This window comes from Enterobacter cloacae complex sp. FDA-CDC-AR_0132, from assembly GCF_003010695.1.
GTDB classification, from domain to species: domain Bacteria; phylum Pseudomonadota; class Gammaproteobacteria; order Enterobacterales; family Enterobacteriaceae; genus Enterobacter; species Enterobacter ludwigii.
The window spans coordinates 504,248-520,465 of the sequence record NZ_CP027618.1 but is presented as its reverse complement, the minus strand read 5'-3'; the positions used below and the strand labels follow the sequence as shown (position 1 = coordinate 520,465).

Here is a 16,218-nt window from a genome sequence, read left to right as displayed (position 1 = left end):
ACTCATGAGAGAGAATGTCGTTTATTTGTATTTTGTGTTGTATAAAACCCTGTAATTAATAGAGGTATTGGTTTTGACGATATAAAAATGATATAGCCAGAAAAGTCTGAATGTGCAAATTAAGCATCTGTAAACACTGTGTGAAGCGTTGAAGGGGGCATTAATTCATAGCTGGCTATTATAATTTAAAAAATATAACATGTTGTATTTATTGTATTTTTATTTGTTTGTAAATTGCGGTGTTTTATCATTTGCCATGAATAAATATTTAGTAGGGGACTTTTTATAGGATGGCGTTAAACGCTATTGTTTATGCCGGCTTAATGTGCGTTTAAGTTAGGGTAACGTTTTTGATATAACATATATTATGTTGGTAATTAATTAAAGATATATTCTTGTGCGGTGCCGGGATTCTGCTACTGAGAGAAAAATAATAACTAACAGGGAGTAAAGATAAAATATCCCGTTCAACATTTAATGGGGATACGACGCCAACATGATTCTGAGAAAAAAGAGGGGCCCGGGAATGAATAAAATGCATCGCTCACGCGTTTACTGACGTCATTCCCATTTCACCCTGGAGCCTTTTATGAACACCACCTCTGTGCGTTTGATCCCGGTGCTGATTTTTTCCCTGTTGTCTCCTCTCGCGCTGGCGATGGGCGATAATAGTACCGAGAGCAAAACACCCGACTGTCCGTCCGGACAGGTGTATGACAGTGCAACTCAGAAATGTGTGCCCGATAAGAGCAGCAGCCTTAGCGATCAGGACAAAACCAACTATGCCTATCACCTTGCTAAAAAAGGCGAGTACCAGGCGGCGCTGAACCTTCTTGATTCGCTAAAAAATAACAACACGGCTGAAGCATGGAACTATCGCGGATATGCCACCCGCAAACTGGGTCGTACGGATGAAGGTATCGGTTACTATCAGCGTGCGCTGGCTATCGCCCCGGATTATGCCAAGGCCCGTGAATACCTGGGCGAGGCGTGGATGGTCAAGGGACGTCCGGATCTGGCCAAAGAGCAACTGAAAGTGATTGCCGGTATTTGCGGCCAGTCCTGTGAAGAGTACCGTGACCTGCAGGCTGCCATTAACGGACATCCGGAATCCTGATTTTCTCGTGGAGGGAAAACACATCGCTACCCGTGAGGTTCGCCAACAGTTAGCCGCACACCTCTCACGTCTCTGGCGTTATGGGCTGGTGTTGTCGCGAAACAGGGATGTCGCCGAAGAGCTGGTTCAGTCCACCTGCGTCCGCGCGCTTGAAAAAAGCAGTCAGTACATGCCCGGTACGCGTATCGACAGGTGGCTGTTTGCGATATTGCACTCCATCTGGATCTCTGAGCTTCGGGCACGCCATGTTCGTCAGGGGCAGGGGTTTGTCGCCAGCGACGAGCTTCTGGCACCGGATACCCGTGAACAGGATGAGACGCACCTGCATTACCTGAAGGTGATGCAGCGCGTCAACGCGCTCCCGGAAGCCCAGCGCAACACGGTTTTTTTGGTGTATGTCGAAGGCTTTACCTATCAGGAAGCCGCGAACACCCTGGCGGTGCCGATCGGTACCGTAATGAGCCGACTGGCGACGGCACGGGCAACGCTGGCAGCGTCTGCCGATGCCTTGCCCCCGGTTAAGGAGAAACGCTCTTGAACGCGCACCGTTTTACAGCGCCCTATAACGATGAGGCTATCGTGGCATGGATAGATGGCGAGATGTGTCATGCCGACGCGCAAAAATTTGAAGAACAGTTGAGACGTGACGAGCGCCTCTCCGGGCGGACCGCCGAGTTAATGAAAAGCAATGCGGATTACCCCGGCGCGTTTGCCGCTATGCTGGATGATGCTCCTCTGGAGAAGATGCAGGCCCGGCTGGCGGAACTGCCCGATCCGAAGCCCGCTACCCCGGCTGGCGTAAGCCGGCGCGCACTCATTGCCGCGTCGGTCAGTTTCCTGGTGGTCGGTTCCGGCGTGGGATATGGGTTGCGACCCGCTTTCGCACCTACTGATGAAAACGCCCATATTCGTGACCTCGAGGCGCAATACATGTCGCTTTACAGCGTCGAGACATTGCTGGATATGGACAGCGCGCCGCATGTTCTGCAGCGTGGGCTGGAACGGGCAGCGCAGGATATCGGCCTGCAACTTCAGGCGTCACAGCTTATCCTGCATGGAGCAGAGCTTAAAATGGTCCGCATGCTGCGCTATGAAACCACCTCTATCGCGCAAATAGCCTGGATAAATGCCGACTACGGCCCAATGGCGCTGTGTATCTCCCCGACAGAGCAGACAACGACAGCCGCTCAACAGGAACAGCGGCACGACATGAACCTGGTGTGGTGGCAGAAAGCGGGATATCAGTTTGTGCTGATCGGCCGCAACCCGCTCCCACAGTTGCGGGGCAGTGCAGAGCAGCTGCAAAGCCTGATTTCAGGATGACGGGATGCCGTTAGCCTGAATCGCAATGGTGATGGCAATCCTGTCATCAACGACCAGCGCAAATTTATCCATGCCGTAGGCCGCGCGCGAAATGGTTGTTGTCGCATCCAGCGTAAGGACCGGCGCGTGCGAATCTTTCACGACGGCGTCCAGAATGACCGGGCGGGCAATGTCGCGTACGGTCAATGTTCCGAACACCCTGAACGTTCCTGAACCCTGAGCGACCACGCGTGAGCTGATAAATTCGATAACAGGATAACGTTCAGATTCAAAAAACATGTCGCTTTTCAGTTGCCAGGTGAGCAGGCTGTTTGAGGCAACCAGGGTAGCCACGGGAAGGGTGACATGAATATGGTCATCGATATCCTTATCCGGGTTAAGCGTTACGGAACCTGTGACGCCACTGAATCTGGCCCAGGAGAGGATCCCCCCGAAGGCGTGCCAGGATAACCGAATGGCGGTGTTTTCAGTATCAATGGTATAGCTCTGCGGGGCGGCCTGCGCCAGCGGACAGAGCAACACGAACAGAATAACCAGGCGTCGCAGCATCTCAGGATCTCTTTAGGGGTGGCAAGGCGTTAACGCGCAACCCCGGGGATCTATTCGGCTTTTAGGCGTCAGGACGTCTTAATAATATCCACCGAGATCTCGACGGCGGTTACCGGACCCCGGTTTTCCAGCCAGTGGACCGTGTTGTGATCTTCCGGCCAGCCGACACCGGGACCGTAGTCAGTCGCAATACCGTGACGATGATCGGTGATGGTACCTTCAAGGATAAATACGGTGCCGGGCCTGTCGATATGATTATGCACCGGACCAAAGACCGCGCCGGGAGCGAGAGTGACCCTGCGCATACGAAGCTGGCGACCGGCCATGCCCGCTATTTCCGGACCCAGATCGACGACGGAGAGTAATTCAACGGTAACGCCCTGGGTTTCAGGTGCGGTGTGTTTGCTGTTCATGATGGAGTCCCCCTGAGTCAAGTTTAGTCTGCAGGGAGCAGGGCAGGAGGGAATAAAAAAGGCCGCGTCTGCGGCCTTTCGAAGGGATTACTCAGTGACTTTCTTTTCCAGCTCGCTGGCACCTTCTTTGGTCTTATTCCAGCCTTTCTCAGCACCTTCTTTGGTGGCATCCCACCCTTTCTCGGTGCCTTCTTTGGTTTTATGCCAGGCTTTCTGGGAATCTTCGCTGACCTTGCTGCTTAAGTTTTCGGTTTTACCCTCTGCAGCATGCTTCTGTTTCAGCTTCAGCTCTTCGCCTTTATTCTGCTCTTCGTGCAGTTTTTGCTTCGCGTCGTTGGCGTTTGCCTTCGCCGCAGCGACGGTATCGTCAGTTGCATGTGTGGTCGCAGCAAATACTGGGGAAGCCAGCAGAACGGCAGATAATGCGATAATTGTTTTTTTCATAATATCCTCATTTAACGTTATCGGTTATGAGCGTGATTCAGCATGGCACAGACGAAGCGGTGTGGCTTTAGGAAAAAACTGTAATGTTATTTTGGCGTTATACCGTGAAGCGTATTTAGTTACGCAGAGGAATTAATTACTTTCAGGTTCAATGCCGTGTACCTGGGGCGTGTATATACATATTACTGGTGGCTTTTGGCCATGAGTAAAGTTAATTAACTCACTGAGCTTCGCAAAATATATTTTGACTCTCGCCGCTTGTTGGGGAGAGTTCGCAGAACAGTTTCACGCTGTCGCTCCTGGAATAGCCTGAAAAAGGCCCGCCAAAGCGTTGGGAGGTGTAAATATCGCGTTTTTGTCCCTGAGGGTCGATTGTTGTCAGTGTCCAGCTACTCAGGCGATCTTGCGGTCCGATGGGTATAAAAACATGCCAGTCACCCTGCGGTACGAAAGAAAAATACCCGTTATTATCCGTTTGTGTCGTGGCAATGTGTCGGTCGAATTCCACTAACGAAACGGTTACCCGGGGCAGCGGTTTCCCTGCGTTATTCAATGTGCCCTCAATACGAGGGGAGGGATAATCATGGTAAACGCAACCGCTGAGCAATAACGTGAGAGCCACGATAGCCTGGCTTGCGATGCGGTTTGAGGACGCTGTCATGGGTGCGAATCCTTTTGCGTTGAGGTGTTTTTCGGTGGCGTGAATGCAGTATACGCGGGGGGCGTAATTTCGGAACTATAGATTCTGTTAAGGATGTTGATTTACTGAGTTTTTCCAGACTTATGCCTGGATAAATTGAGCGTGTGAATAGATACTGGCACCTCCAGGAGAATGTAGCTTTACGAGTTAAATAATCAGAACCTCAACTGTTCACCTTTTACCTTACTGTATTATCTATATTTTTATTAAAGGTGAGCATTGGTGAATAGTTATAAGTAAATAAACAAATGGAGAGTAAGGTTTTGCCAGGACCTTTCTCTGGTCAGCCGGGTTTTGAGTGCTGCTTGTGCCAGAACTGCCACAACTGCAATGAATCGAGATGTTGTGTGATGAAGGGCAGAATCATTTGAGGTTGAACATAATTAGAACCTGAATATGAAACAGTCATTACCACCCTGCAGAATGTAGCCGCTCAACAGTCCGTAGAGAGCAGCCAGCGCATCACCGACAAGCTGAGTGCATTTACTGCGGCCAGAGACATGCACGCGGCCAGCATGCAGGTGCTGAAAGAAATTGATACGTCCATTGAACGCTGTAAGTAAGAACGGCAGACCGCCCTCGATGAGAGCGCAGAAGCGGAACAGGACTGGCGTAGCCGCTTCAGTAACCTGCGCGGCAGTCTCACTCCTGAAATGAAAGCTGAGCCCAGCAGGCGTATCACCAGCCGCGAGCTGGCCGACGAGTTCACCGGCCTGATTGCGGAACTGGAGACCGACCGGACACGCGCCATGCTGAATGCCTGCTCCACCGGCAATAAATATCGCTCTGTGCATGGCGAAGTGTTTACCGCTTACGCCGGGGCGGAATGGGTTAAAGCTATCAACGCTGTTCCCGTCGCGTTTATTCGCGCTTTCCTACTGCGCATTCGCGCCCTGGAAATGAATGGGGAAAGCGCACCGCAATCTGTGACCATCGGTGAACTGCGTGATGCCTTCAACCGTCAGGGCAGTCTGTGTCACTTCGATATCAAATAGGAGCCGGTCTTATCCGTGACGGGTATGCAGCGGCCGCAAATTACCGGCGTGGATATGGAACTGTTACGCAGCCCGCTCAAGCGAACCATGCTCGCCAGAAAACTGGCTGAAAATGGCGAGACAAAAGCGGAGGAGTAAGCATGTTTCACTGTCCGTTCTGCAAAACCAGCGCGCATTCCCGCACCAGTCGGTATCTGTCCGATAACGTCAAACAGCGCTATCACCAGTGCATGAACATCGAGTGCTCGGCCACGTTCCGCACGCTTGAATCTATCGACGGGTTATTCATTCACCGGCGACAGAACCGGTTATCCCTGTACCCGCACCGGCGGCCACCGTTAACCGTGCCGGTGCGTAAGCACGGCTAGTTATCAGGAGAAACATACGTGACCACACTGACGTTACAGAAAGTCTTTGAGGCCTGTCAGGTAAACAAATCTGCCTGGCTGCAACGCAGGGATGAACTGACGCAGGCCGAACAGGCATACCACGAACAGCTTGCAGGCAGCGGCCGGAGTCTGCAAACACTGCGCGAGATTATTGACGCGAAAAAATGGGAAATTAATCAGGCTGCTGGTCGCTACATCCGCTCGCATGAGGAGGTGCAGCGCATCAGCATCCGCGACCGATTAAATGATTTTATGCAGGCGCACGGCGCGGAGCTAGCCACCGCCCTCGCCCCGGAGCTGATGAATTATTCCGGGCAGCATTCCGCCATTCAGCGCTGCGCCATGCAGCACTCACGCGACTATCTGCGTGAGGCGCTGCAGGTCTGGCTGGCCGTCGGTGAAAAAATTAATTATTCGGCGCAGGATAATGACATTTTAACGGCCATCGCATTCAGGCCTGATGCGGCTTCGCGCGATGAAAGTCGTGAAAAATTCACGCCTGCACAGAACCTGAATTACACCCGCCGTCGTGCAGAACTGGACGTGCAGTAGCCCGCTTAAAAATCTCCGAAAATCCCGCCATTTTTACGTATAAAAGCCATGCATGCATAAGGTACATGGTTTTGCATGCGTTTTACCGACACTGAATTCCCCGCCAGCGCCAGCACTGGCGCGCCCTGAGGCCGGTCATGTACCTGCATTAAAAGCGCCCGCTTAAGCGGGCAGGCGGAGTGGGGAGAGCACTGCGCGCCATGGCTCTGAATTAAATTTTTTATTAGATGATAATGATTTCATGTCTTGAATACATCAAAACTGCATTGTTTGTATAATGAAGGTTTTTAAAACCATAGAGCAATAGCTTGCTGGTTTTTTTGATTTCAATTTGCTCCTAACAGGCCGCCAAAATAATAAGCGGCCTGTTAGATTGAATATTACGGAAGGAATATGTAGCTTTCGATGTCTTTTATATCGTCAGTATTGCAATACTGACTTACCCGATGCTTAAGGTTAAGGTTGCTGATGCGTGTGTTAACAATGCTTTTCATTCTAGTAATTATTAATGGGAGTAGGTAGTCTTTACCTGAAATATACTTCTTAATATTGAAGTTACCGTCAATAGTAGCGTAAATATTAGCTTTCTCTTCGAGGTAATTTTTTTCAGATATGATTTTTTGTATTTCAGTCTCAAGTTCAGTGATTCTCGCTCTAACCTTTTGGTTATCTACAATACCAGAGTTATTACTAACGAGTTTACTTATTTGATAATGTACATTAGGGGTTTCAGGAATGTATTTTTTTGTGAGGAAATATACGATAAAAAGCTCAATTAAAGGTTCGATGTTTAATTGATTCCATTCAGAAAAATTGAATAGTTGACTGAGCTCGTCCCTCTCCCTCTCAGGGTCTTCTTCAACGAGTATATTAAGTAGTGAATTTTCGCATAGAAAAATGTTTTCGATGCAATAGTACGGTAGCGTATACAGCCCAGCTTCGCATCTTCGAATGCCGCCTAATAAATCTATGTCTCCATCTATGATGTAAAGTTGTGGCCTGTTGCGCTTGTTCCCATTGCTTTCCCATGAATGAATAACTGCAGACTTACCACCTAAAGGGAAAACATCATTAATAAGATACTTTTCCCCTAATACTCTATTCAGGATACATTTATAGATTTTTTTATAGCCAACTGCCGTGTCTTCTATATATATATCTATAGTATTTCTTTCTTCAAAGAACACTGATTTTGCTTTGCGTGCAGCCAAACTACGTTCTAACATTTTATTGCACTCCCACCAGAATACATTTATCAGTTAAGTCGCCTACGATATCAGGGGAGTGTGTCGCCATAATAAATTGTGTTTCTGGATTAATTGCCAATATAGTTTCTGAGAATCTTTCCTGCCAATTTAAATGTAGCGAAATTTCCGGTTCATCGATAATAATAACCCTGCTGATATTTGTGAATTTGTTAAGCATGACATTTGCTATTATTACCAATAACTGACGTTCGCCAGAAGATAAAATATCAATTTCACATTTTTCGGTGTCTGGGCGAGAAACAACAAGCCTGCCAACAGTATTTACTTCAACCTTTTTCCTTGAGTCAATCAAGAATGAGTTTATTGTGTTCAAGAAGTTATTTATAGGTCTGTACATTCTGGCTATTTTTTCATTATATTCGTCAATTACATCAAGGATGTCAGAAATTCTATCAATTTGAACTTTGTTAAGTAGCCAGTTTATATTAAGTCCATCACTGTTTTTTAATTCTTCAAATAGATCGCTCAAGTTATCGAAAAACTTCTCAATATCTATCATTAATGATTTATCTAAGCTACCGATTTTTTTAACTGCTTCTGTGATTTCTTTTTTTCTTTTGAGTATTTTTTGTTTGTCCTCCCAAACAAGATCGTGTCCATTTGAGAACATTTCATTATAACTGTTGAATTTAAACGAGGATTTTAAAATCCTGTCCCTAAGATAAATAGCTTGTTTGTCTTCAAATTCTCTTATTTTTCTGTATTTATCTTGGATAATCATTTCTACAGATAATAATGCCTCTCCTAAGCTCCCGGTAATTAATCTTTTCTTTGATGCAAGCATTTTTCTATGCATCAAAATCTCATTTCTTCGAGAAATTGTCGTGTCATAATCTAAATCAAAATCATCAAAGCCGAAGGTTTTTCTATCTAGTCCTAGAAACACAGGAGGGACTATGGATTTTATTTTTCTAAGTGTGGCATTAGCAGCTAAATCTCTATCAGCATGACTAAAAACTTTAACATCTCTATCGCTGCCAATAAATTCTTCTTTGACGAGTATAGGGATGACAAGTGCTTCTTCGATATCTGTATGTACTATCCTTATGTGCTGCCGATCTTTTCTTGAAACTATTTTATATTTCTCGTTTTTGTTGGTATATGTGAGCATTATCTGTTCGTATGGAATTGCTAACAACTCTTTAACGTCAACAGTTATTAATGCTTGAATTAATTTTATTACTGTGCTTTTACCAGTTCCATTGCTACCAACTAAAAAAGATAGGTCATCATTAAAATCAATATTGAAATTTAAATATCCATATACTGATTCGGCTTGAAAACTATTAATCTTCAATTTTACTCTCCTCTTTTAACCATGTTTCCCCACCACTGCATTAAGGAAACTCTTTGACTTAGATAAGTTGTACGATTGTAAGCCCTACGCACTTCATTTTTATCTTTATGTGATAAAGCTGCTTCGATGATTTCTGCATTAAATCCTGATTCATTTAAGGCAGTGCTAGCTATAGACCTTAGCCCGTGTGCTACTAATTTACCACCATAACCAATACGTTTTAAAGCAGCATTAGCTGTCTGGCTATTCATCGCTTGCTTTGGATCGTTCCTACTTGGGGAAACATGTTCCCTATGAGCGCTTATGGGCTTCATCACATCCAGAATCTCTAATGCCTGTGGTGATAAAGGAACGATGTGTTCCCGCTTAGCTTTCATCCGTTCGGCTGGAATAGTCCATAGCTTCGCATCGAGATCGATCTCTGCCCACCGAGCACCGGAAGCCTCTGAAGGGCGCACAAGGGTCAAGAGCTGCCACTCAATAAGACAGTGAGTCGGAACAGACAGATTTGACATGACTAGAGAACGCATTAGCTTTGGCAATTCCTCTGGTCGCAGCGTCGGCATGTTTTGTTTTTTGGGCTTCTCAAAGGCCATTCCAACACCTGATGCTGGATTAGCATCAATTAGGCCAGTGTTTACTGCATAAATCATTATCTCGTTAATGCGCTGACAAAGGCGGCAACAGTCTCTAATGCACCTCTTGCCTGAACCGGCTGAACTGCTTTAACCAGAGTATGAGCCTTAATCTCAGTGACACTGATATCACCGATTGCTGGGAAAACATCTCTCTCAAGCGAGCGCCAGATATCGTCGGCATAGTCCTCTGTTACGCTGGCTTTCTTCACATTCCACCAACGCTCCGCAACTAACAGGAAAGTGTTGGTTTTGGCTTCTTAAGAATTTCTAACCTGCTCTTTCTGATGTCCCTGAGGATCAATGTCTTTCGCCAACAAAACTCGAGATTCAGCTCTGAGTTTACGCGCATCAGAAAGGGAGACAGCAGGGTAGGCTCCGAAGCTTTGCTTGGTTCGCTGTTTTGTCAGAGGTCGATAGTAACGGAACTGCCAGAGCTTACTACCACTGGACTTGATTAACAGAGTAAGCCCGTCACCATCATACAGCTGGTAATCGGCATCTTTAGGTTTGGCGGCTTTGATTTCCGTATCGGTCAACGGCTTGGTTTTTCTTGCCATGGGGAGTCTCCATGCGTTTAGGCCCAACGAAAACAATAGAGCTTTTCGTTGGGCCTATCAATGGGCCTAAAAGGTTCGGATTTAATTAGTTCTCTTCGGACTTCACGGGACAAATTGAGGGCACAAAAAAGCCCACAGGACTTGCGCCGTGCGGGCTCTTAGGACTTCATCGGATGACTCTGGTAATCACCGATGGAGAATTTTGGTGGAGCTGGCGGGAGTTGAACCCGCGTCCGAAATTTCTACATCCTCGGTACTACATGCTTAGTTTGTCTTTACATTCGCACGCCAGCTGCGAACAAACACGCCACTAACGTACTAGCCTGATTAGTTTTAACGCTTCAACCCCAGGCAGGGCTTCCACGCGATCTCTTTTGGGTTTGACCTCTCTTGAATCCCCGTCTTAAGAGCGGAAGCTAGGGAGAGAGGGCTCAGAGCAGGTTATTAAGCTGCTAAAGCGTAGTTTTCGTCGTTTGCGACTATTTTTTTGCGGCTTTTTACGAGGCAAACCGCCCCTCGGCATGCACCTTGGGTTTCGCAAATCCCGTCGAATCCAGAATCAGCCCCAATAGTGTTGAACTGAGTATACCAGATTTTAGATCCTGGATACCAGCCCGGAACGCTAACTTATTGAATAGTACAATAAGTGCGCAGAATCAACGTCCTGCGTTTTTCATAATACGTGCTTTGTCGAGCTGCCATTCGCGCTCTTTCAGATCGGTACGTTTGTCGTGCTGTTTTTTACCCTTCGCGACGCCAACTTTCACTTTGCACCAGGCATTTTTCCAGTACAGCGACAGGGCAACCACGGTGAAGCCTTCACGGTTAATGCGCCCATAAAGGGACTCCAGTTCACGCTTGTTCAGCAGCAGCTTACGGGTACGCGTTGGGTCACACACGTAGTGTGACGAGGCGACGGTCAGCGGCGTGAAGTTGGCCCCGAACAGGAAGGCTTCGCCATCTTTCAGGATCACGTAGCTATCACCGATGTTGGCTTTCCCGGCGCGCAGCGATTTTACTTCCCAGCCCTGCAATGCAAGGCCAGCTTCGAATTCTTCTTCAATAAAATACTCGTGGCGAGCACGCTTGTTGAGCGCAATGGTCGCCGAGCCTGGTTTATGTGCTTTTTTCTTCGTCATAAGTATCGTAAAGCCATCGGTAATCTGATTTCAAAAAGTCACCTCATTGCGTCCTGTGAGGTCTAACGCGCTATATTAGCACGAGATGAGGCTTAGCGTTTTTTTAACAGGTGATAAATGTTATTATTTGTCGGTTGTGTGACCATGGGAAATGCTATGCCTCAGATTAGCCGTACTGCGCTTGTTCCATACAGCGCGGAACAAATGTATCAGTTAGTGAACGACGTTCAGTCTTATCCAGAGTTTATTCCGGGATGTACCGGGAGCCGAGTGCTGGAGTCTGGCCCGACGCAGATGACGGCGGCGGTCGATGTCTCCAAAGCGGGGATCAGCAAGACGTTCACCACCCGCAATACGCTGACGAGCAATCAGAGTATTTTGATGCATCTGGTAGATGGTCCGTTTAAAACCCTGATGGGTGGCTGGAAGTTTACCCCCCTCAGCGCTGATGCCTGTCGCATCGAGTTCCAGCTGGACTTTGAGTTTACCAATAAACTGATTGAGCTGGCGTTTGGCCGCATCTTTAAAGAGCTGGCCTCGAATATGGTTCAGGCGTTCACGACCCGCGCCAAAGAGGTTTACAGTGTCGCATAAGATAGCTGTCGAGGTGGTGTATGCGCTGCCGGAGAAGCAATATCTGCAGCGTGTGATGCTGGACGAAGGTGCGACCGTTGAGGCGGCTATTCGCGCTTCTGGCATCCTTGAGCTTCGTCGTGACATCGACCTGGCGAAAAATAAAGTCGGCATTTACAGCCGTCCGGTCAAACTGACTGATGTGGTGAATGAGGGTGACAGGGTCGAAATTTATCGCCCGCTGATTGCCGACCCGAAAGAGCTGCGTCGCCAGCGTGCGGAGAAATCGGGTAAGTAGTTCGCTCTTCACCTTAAGCCTGATCTCAAAGGGGCGAGGGGGATGAAGGAAAACAAAAAAGGTGCTCATTGAGCACCTTTTTGCATCTCTGACACCTGATTATTTGGTCAGGGCAGGCTTGTTGTCGATGTTAGTCAACACACCGGCGCTGCTGAAGGTCAGCGTCAGGGTCTGCTGGGACGCGTCTTCATGGCCCGGCTGCTGACGGAATACATAGAACCAGGTGTTTGTGCCGAACGGATCGGACATCATTGGGGTTCCAAGTGCATAAGCGACCTGCTGTTGTGTCATCCCCACACGGATTTTGGACACATCGTTAGGGGTAAGGTAGTTCCCCTGGTTGATGTCAGGACGGTAAACCACTTTCTCCAGAGTGGAACAGCCTGCGGTCAACATCAGAAGAACCGCTGCGGCAGCGGTCAGCATTTTACAACGCATAGTGATTTGATTCCTTTTCGGGCCCGAGCAGAACGCGGCTCATATGTTATATGCCGATGATAATAGACCTTGCCCCACTTTGAAACCGGTCTGGCGGCGTTTTTGTTGTTCTCTATGACCCTGAGATCCCGAAAAAGTTTATGCCGCCAGCAGTTCTTTCGCGTTCGCGAGCGTATTTCGCGTGACTTCACTGCCGCCCAGCAGGCGTGCCAGCTCCTGCAGACGTGCGCGTTTATCCAGTGGCTTCATATGCGTTTCCGTCATTTCACCGTCAGTTTCTTTGCTGACGATAAAGTGATGATGACCACACCCGGCCACCTGCGGCAGGTGGGTAACACACATGACCTGCGTTGATTCACCCAACTGGCGCAACAGTTTGCCGACGACCGCCGCCGTAGGGCCGCTGATCCCCACGTCCACTTCATCGAAAATCAGCGCCGGGGTTTCCATTTTACGTGCGGTAATTACCTGAATCGCCAGCGCGATACGCGACAGTTCACCGCCGGAAGCCACTTTAGAGATGGGCTGCAACGGCTGCCCCGGGTTGGTAGTGACGCGGAATTCGATACGGTCCGCACCTTCCGCCGTCAGATGGTTCTCTTCGAAACGGACATCGATGGTGAATACGCCGTGCGGCATCGCCAGCGTGTGCATGCTGTCGGTGATGTGCTGACTCAGTTCCTGGGCGTAATGTTGACGGATCTCATGCAGCTGTTTCGCCGTCGTCAGCGCCTGTTCATGGTGCAGGTTCACCGCCAGTGACAGGGTTTCCAGCGAGTCAGCCTGATCGTCAAGCTGCTGCTGTTCATCAAGCAGGGACTGATAATAGCCAGGCAGCTCTTCTGGCATAACGTGGTGCTTGCGCGCCAGCGAGATCTGACGGGAGATGCGTTGCTCCAGCTCAAACAGACGGTTCGGGTCGAGATCCAGACGTTCACAGTAGTGGCGAAGTTCGTCACTGGCTTCTGAAATCTGAATCGCGGCCTCTTCCAGCATATCCAGTACGCCAGAGAGTTTGCTGTCCATGCCGGCCAGCTCGGTGATGAGCTGACGAACATTATACAGCTGGCTCTGCAGGTTCACGTCTTCACCGTCAGCCAGCATGTTAAGGGCATTCTGGCTGGTTGAGAGCAGGTGACCGCTGTTAGCCAGGCGCTTGTACTCTTCGTCGATAAGCTCAAATTCACCCGCCTGCGGGCTAAATTCGTTGAGTTCTTTAAGCTGGTATTCCAGAAGCTCAGCGCGGGCGGCACGCTCCTGGCTTTGCTGCTGGTGCTGGGCAAGCTCACGGCAGCTTTGATGCCACTGGCGATAGTGCTCCGCCATGCGCTGAGTAAGTGCGTACTCACCAGCATAGCCATCAAGCAGCGCTTTCTGCTGCTCCGGTTTAATGAGTTGCTGGTGCGCGTGCTGGCCGTGGATCTGAATGAGTAACTGGCCGAGCTCGCGAAGCTGGGAAAGCGGGACTGCAGTGCCGTTGATAAAGCCGCGGGAACGACCATCGCTGCTGATAACGCGACGAAGTAAACACTCACGTCCGTCTTCCAGCTGGTTCTCTTCGAGCCAGCGCAGGGCGGCAGGGGTATCTTTCAGGGAGAAGCGAGCGCAGAGATCGGCACGGTTTGCCCCCCTGCGCACCATGTCACCTTCTGCACGGCCGCCGAGGCACAAGCCGAGGGCATCTATGGCAATGGATTTACCCGCACCGGTTTCCCCGGTGATCGCCGTCATGCCGCTGTGGAAATCGATCTCAAGCTCACGAACTATGGCAAAGTTGCTGATGGTCAGTTGTGCCAGCATAATTGTTTTCCTGTATGAAAAACCATAACTGTGTTTTCATACAGTATAAACTGGTTTTATATACAGTAAAGTACTGGATGCAAAATCAGAACAATTTTTTTGACCAGCCAAGCTTCGAGCTTAATGTATTGAAATAGCTGTAATCTTTCGGGTGAATAAGATTCAGGTGGTAATCACACCGACGAATGAGAACATCTTCACCTTCCTGAATAGGCAGCGCAATCTGGCTGTCGCAGCTGATCTCCAGATCGTTACGGCGGTGCGAGAAACGCAGACGAATGGTGCTGCTGCTGTTGATCACCAGCGGACGCGCGGAGAGCGTGTGCGGGAACATCGGTACCAGGGTGATGGCATCCAGTGAAGGGGTGAGGATCGGGCCACCCGCAGAGAGGGAGTAGGCAGTCGACCCTGTCGGCGTGGAGATAATCAGCCCGTCAGAACGCTGCGAGAAGGCGAAGATTTCGTCGATATAGACTTCGAACTCAATCATGTGCGCCACTTTGCCTGGATGGAGCACCACTTCATTAATCGCGGTGCTGATGCGCTTCTGGCAGTCTTGCTGACACACCTGCGCTTCCAGCAAAAAGCGTTTTTCGCTGATATAATGACCTTCCAGCACGTCGGCCAGCTGCTGCTGGGCGTTGTCCGGATCGAGGTCGGTCAGAAAGCCGAGATTGCCGCGGTTGATACCGATGACCTTGATGTCATAACGCGCGAGCGTTCGGGCCGCGCCGAGCATATTGCCGTCGCCACCGACCACCACGGCGAGATCCGCCTGCTGGCCAATTTCCGCCAGCGTGCCGGTTTTGACGCTCTTCAGCTGCAGCTCCTGAGCAATCTGCTGTTCGACCATCACTTCATAGCCTTTGCTACACAGCCAGCGATACAACATTTCATGTGTCGTCAATGCGGTAGGGTGACGCGGATGCCCGACGATCCCAATACACCTGAAATGATTATTCATTTTCTGGAGGTCCTTGTGCCTGATGAATGATGACAATCTGTCTTGTTCCCTTGAATCCCGGAAACTGATCCCCATAATAAGCGAAGTTAGCGATATGAATGCAGAAAAACGCGGAGAAATTCATGAGTAGTAAAGAACAGAAAACGCCTGAGGGGCAAGCCCCTGAAGAAATTATCACGGAACAGCACGATGATGTTGAGGCTGTAGAGCCGGACGCATCTGCTGAGCAGGTGGACCCGCGCGATGAAAAAATTGCGAATCTGGAAGCTCAGCTGGTAGAAGCACAGAATCGCGAACGCGACAGTGTTCTGCGCATCAAGGCGGAAATGGAAAACCTGCGCCGTCGTACCGAGCAGGACGTTGAGAAGGCGCATAAATTTGCGCTGGAGAAATTCATCAACGAACTGCTGCCGGTGATTGATAGCCTGGATCGCGCACTGGAAGTGGCTGATAAAGCTAACCCGGACAACACCGCGATGATCGAAGGTATCGAACTGACGCTGAAATCCATGCTGGATGTGGTACGTAAGTTTGGCGTGGAAGTGGTTGGCGATACCAACGTTCCGCTGGATCCAAACGTACACCAGGCGATTGCGATGGTGGAATCAGAAGACGTTGAAGCCGGTAAAGTGCTTGGCGTGATGCAGAAAGGTTATACCCTGAACGGTCGTACCATTCGTGCTGCAATGGTTACCGTGGCGAAAGCGAAAGCGTAATTTGCCATCTGTAGTGCCGGGTGGCGGCTTGCGCCGTACCCGGCCTAC

17 protein-coding genes, 1 other RNA gene and 3 pseudogenes are annotated in these 16,218 nt (G+C 49.2%); 9 read left to right on the top strand and 12 right to left on the bottom strand.

The features are described from left to right. Positions 1 to 589 precede the first annotated feature (589 nt). From AM379_RS02480 to AM379_RS02470, 3 genes are read left to right on the top strand one after another with little or no spacing between them, the layout of a single operon-like run. Positions 590 to 1,117 carry a tetratricopeptide repeat protein gene (locus tag AM379_RS02480; protein ID WP_032678808.1) on the top strand — a complete coding sequence of 176 codons (528 nt, stop codon included), beginning with the start codon at positions 590 to 592 and terminating at the stop codon, positions 1,115 to 1,117. Between the two features lie 7 nt (positions 1,118 to 1,124). After that, positions 1,125 to 1,655, top strand: a complete 531-nt coding sequence (locus AM379_RS02475; RefSeq protein WP_080346980.1) for a sigma-70 family RNA polymerase sigma factor — start codon at positions 1,125 to 1,127, stop codon at positions 1,653 to 1,655. Further along, on the top strand, positions 1,652 to 2,440 hold the full coding sequence (locus tag AM379_RS02470) for an anti-sigma factor family protein (RefSeq protein ID WP_049023136.1): 789 nt from the start codon (positions 1,652 to 1,654) through the stop codon (positions 2,438 to 2,440). The genes AM379_RS02475 and AM379_RS02470 overlap by 4 nt, the downstream gene beginning before the upstream one ends. Here the strand turns inward: AM379_RS02470 and AM379_RS02465 are convergent. From AM379_RS02465 to AM379_RS02450, 4 genes are all read right to left on the bottom strand, one after another. After that, positions 2,432 to 2,989 carry a YceI family protein gene (locus tag AM379_RS02465; protein ID WP_020883894.1) on the bottom strand — a complete coding sequence of 186 codons (558 nt, stop codon included), beginning with the start codon at positions 2,987 to 2,989 and terminating at the stop codon, positions 2,432 to 2,434. The genes AM379_RS02470 and AM379_RS02465 overlap by 9 nt on opposite strands. A gap of 68 nt (positions 2,990 to 3,057) precedes the next feature. Beyond that, positions 3,058 to 3,402 (bottom strand): cupin domain-containing protein, encoded by a 345-nt coding sequence (locus AM379_RS02460; protein WP_106503421.1) that lies wholly within the window; start codon positions 3,400 to 3,402, stop codon positions 3,058 to 3,060. A gap of 87 nt (positions 3,403 to 3,489) precedes the next feature. Continuing rightward, a complete protein-coding gene (locus AM379_RS02455; protein ID WP_020883896.1) occupies positions 3,490 to 3,846 on the bottom strand; it encodes a hypothetical protein in 357 nt (118 codons plus the stop codon). Between the two features lie 220 nt (positions 3,847 to 4,066). Next, a complete protein-coding gene (locus tag AM379_RS02450; RefSeq protein WP_106503420.1) occupies positions 4,067 to 4,507 on the bottom strand; it encodes a carboxypeptidase-like regulatory domain-containing protein in 441 nt (146 codons plus the stop codon). 446 nt (positions 4,508 to 4,953) lie between these two features. Between AM379_RS02450 and AM379_RS24540 the strand changes: the two are divergent. From AM379_RS24540 to AM379_RS02435, 3 genes and pseudogenes are all read left to right on the top strand, one after another. Further along, positions 4,954 to 5,679: pseudogene (locus AM379_RS24540) on the top strand (capsid protein). A gap of 2 nt (positions 5,680 to 5,681) precedes the next feature. Next, positions 5,682 to 5,899, top strand: a pseudogene (locus tag AM379_RS02440) (ogr/Delta-like zinc finger family protein). Positions 5,900 to 5,927: 28 nt separating this feature from the next. Continuing rightward, positions 5,928 to 6,482: a phage polarity suppression protein gene (locus AM379_RS02435; RefSeq protein WP_106503419.1), complete on the top strand. Its 555-nt coding sequence runs from the start codon at positions 5,928 to 5,930 to the stop codon at positions 6,480 to 6,482. Between the two features lie 380 nt (positions 6,483 to 6,862). Here AM379_RS02435 and AM379_RS02425 read toward each other — a convergent pair whose 3' ends face one another. From AM379_RS02425 to smpB, 5 genes and pseudogenes are all read right to left on the bottom strand, one after another. Further along, positions 6,863 to 7,708: a DUF4435 domain-containing protein gene (locus tag AM379_RS02425; protein ID WP_106503417.1), complete on the bottom strand. Its 846-nt coding sequence runs from the start codon at positions 7,706 to 7,708 to the stop codon at positions 6,863 to 6,865. 1 nt (position 7,709) lies between these two features. Then, entirely contained in the window at positions 7,710 to 9,047 is a 1,338-nt protein-coding gene (locus AM379_RS02420) for an AAA family ATPase (protein WP_106503416.1), read from the bottom strand. A 2-nt stretch (positions 9,048 to 9,049) separates the two neighbouring features. Beyond that, a pseudogene (locus tag AM379_RS02415) lies at positions 9,050 to 10,242 on the bottom strand (integrase domain-containing protein). Positions 10,243 to 10,445: 203 nt separating this feature from the next. Then, positions 10,446 to 10,809, bottom strand: a transfer-messenger RNA (tmRNA) gene (ssrA, locus tag AM379_RS02410). A gap of 89 nt (positions 10,810 to 10,898) precedes the next feature. Continuing rightward, positions 10,899 to 11,381 carry an SsrA-binding protein SmpB gene (gene smpB, locus AM379_RS02405; RefSeq protein WP_008502505.1) on the bottom strand — a complete coding sequence of 161 codons (483 nt, stop codon included), beginning with the start codon at positions 11,379 to 11,381 and terminating at the stop codon, positions 10,899 to 10,901. Positions 11,382 to 11,537: 156 nt separating this feature from the next. Here smpB and AM379_RS02400 point away from each other — a divergent pair, with 156 nt between their 5' ends. Both AM379_RS02400 and AM379_RS02395 read left to right on the top strand, forming a co-directional pair. Next, on the top strand, positions 11,538 to 11,975 hold the full coding sequence (locus AM379_RS02400; RefSeq protein WP_024908332.1) for a type II toxin-antitoxin system RatA family toxin: 438 nt from the start codon (positions 11,538 to 11,540) through the stop codon (positions 11,973 to 11,975). Beyond that, positions 11,965 to 12,252 (top strand): RnfH family protein, encoded by a 288-nt coding sequence (locus AM379_RS02395; RefSeq protein ID WP_040018984.1) that lies wholly within the window; start codon positions 11,965 to 11,967, stop codon positions 12,250 to 12,252. Before AM379_RS02400 ends, AM379_RS02395 begins: the two co-directional genes overlap by 11 nt. Positions 12,253 to 12,351: 99 nt before the next feature. Here the strand turns inward: AM379_RS02395 and bamE are convergent, their stop codons facing one another. From bamE to nadK, 3 genes are all read right to left on the bottom strand, one after another. Next, positions 12,352 to 12,690 (bottom strand): outer membrane protein assembly factor BamE, encoded by a 339-nt coding sequence (bamE, locus tag AM379_RS02390; RefSeq protein ID WP_014171256.1) that lies wholly within the window; start codon positions 12,688 to 12,690, stop codon positions 12,352 to 12,354. A gap of 138 nt (positions 12,691 to 12,828) precedes the next feature. Next, positions 12,829 to 14,490, bottom strand: coding sequence for a DNA repair protein RecN (gene recN / locus AM379_RS02380; protein ID WP_032680465.1), 1,662 nt, complete (start codon positions 14,488 to 14,490; stop codon positions 12,829 to 12,831). An 85-nt stretch (positions 14,491 to 14,575) separates the two neighbouring features. Continuing rightward, on the bottom strand, positions 14,576 to 15,454 hold the full coding sequence (gene nadK, locus AM379_RS02375; protein WP_020883909.1) for an NAD(+) kinase: 879 nt from the start codon (positions 15,452 to 15,454) through the stop codon (positions 14,576 to 14,578). Between the two features lie 122 nt (positions 15,455 to 15,576). On the opposite strand from nadK, the gene grpE reads away from it, so the two are divergent. Then, on the top strand, positions 15,577 to 16,170 hold the full coding sequence (gene grpE, locus AM379_RS02370) for a nucleotide exchange factor GrpE (protein ID WP_020883911.1): 594 nt from the start codon (positions 15,577 to 15,579) through the stop codon (positions 16,168 to 16,170). Positions 16,171 to 16,218 lie beyond the last annotated feature (48 nt).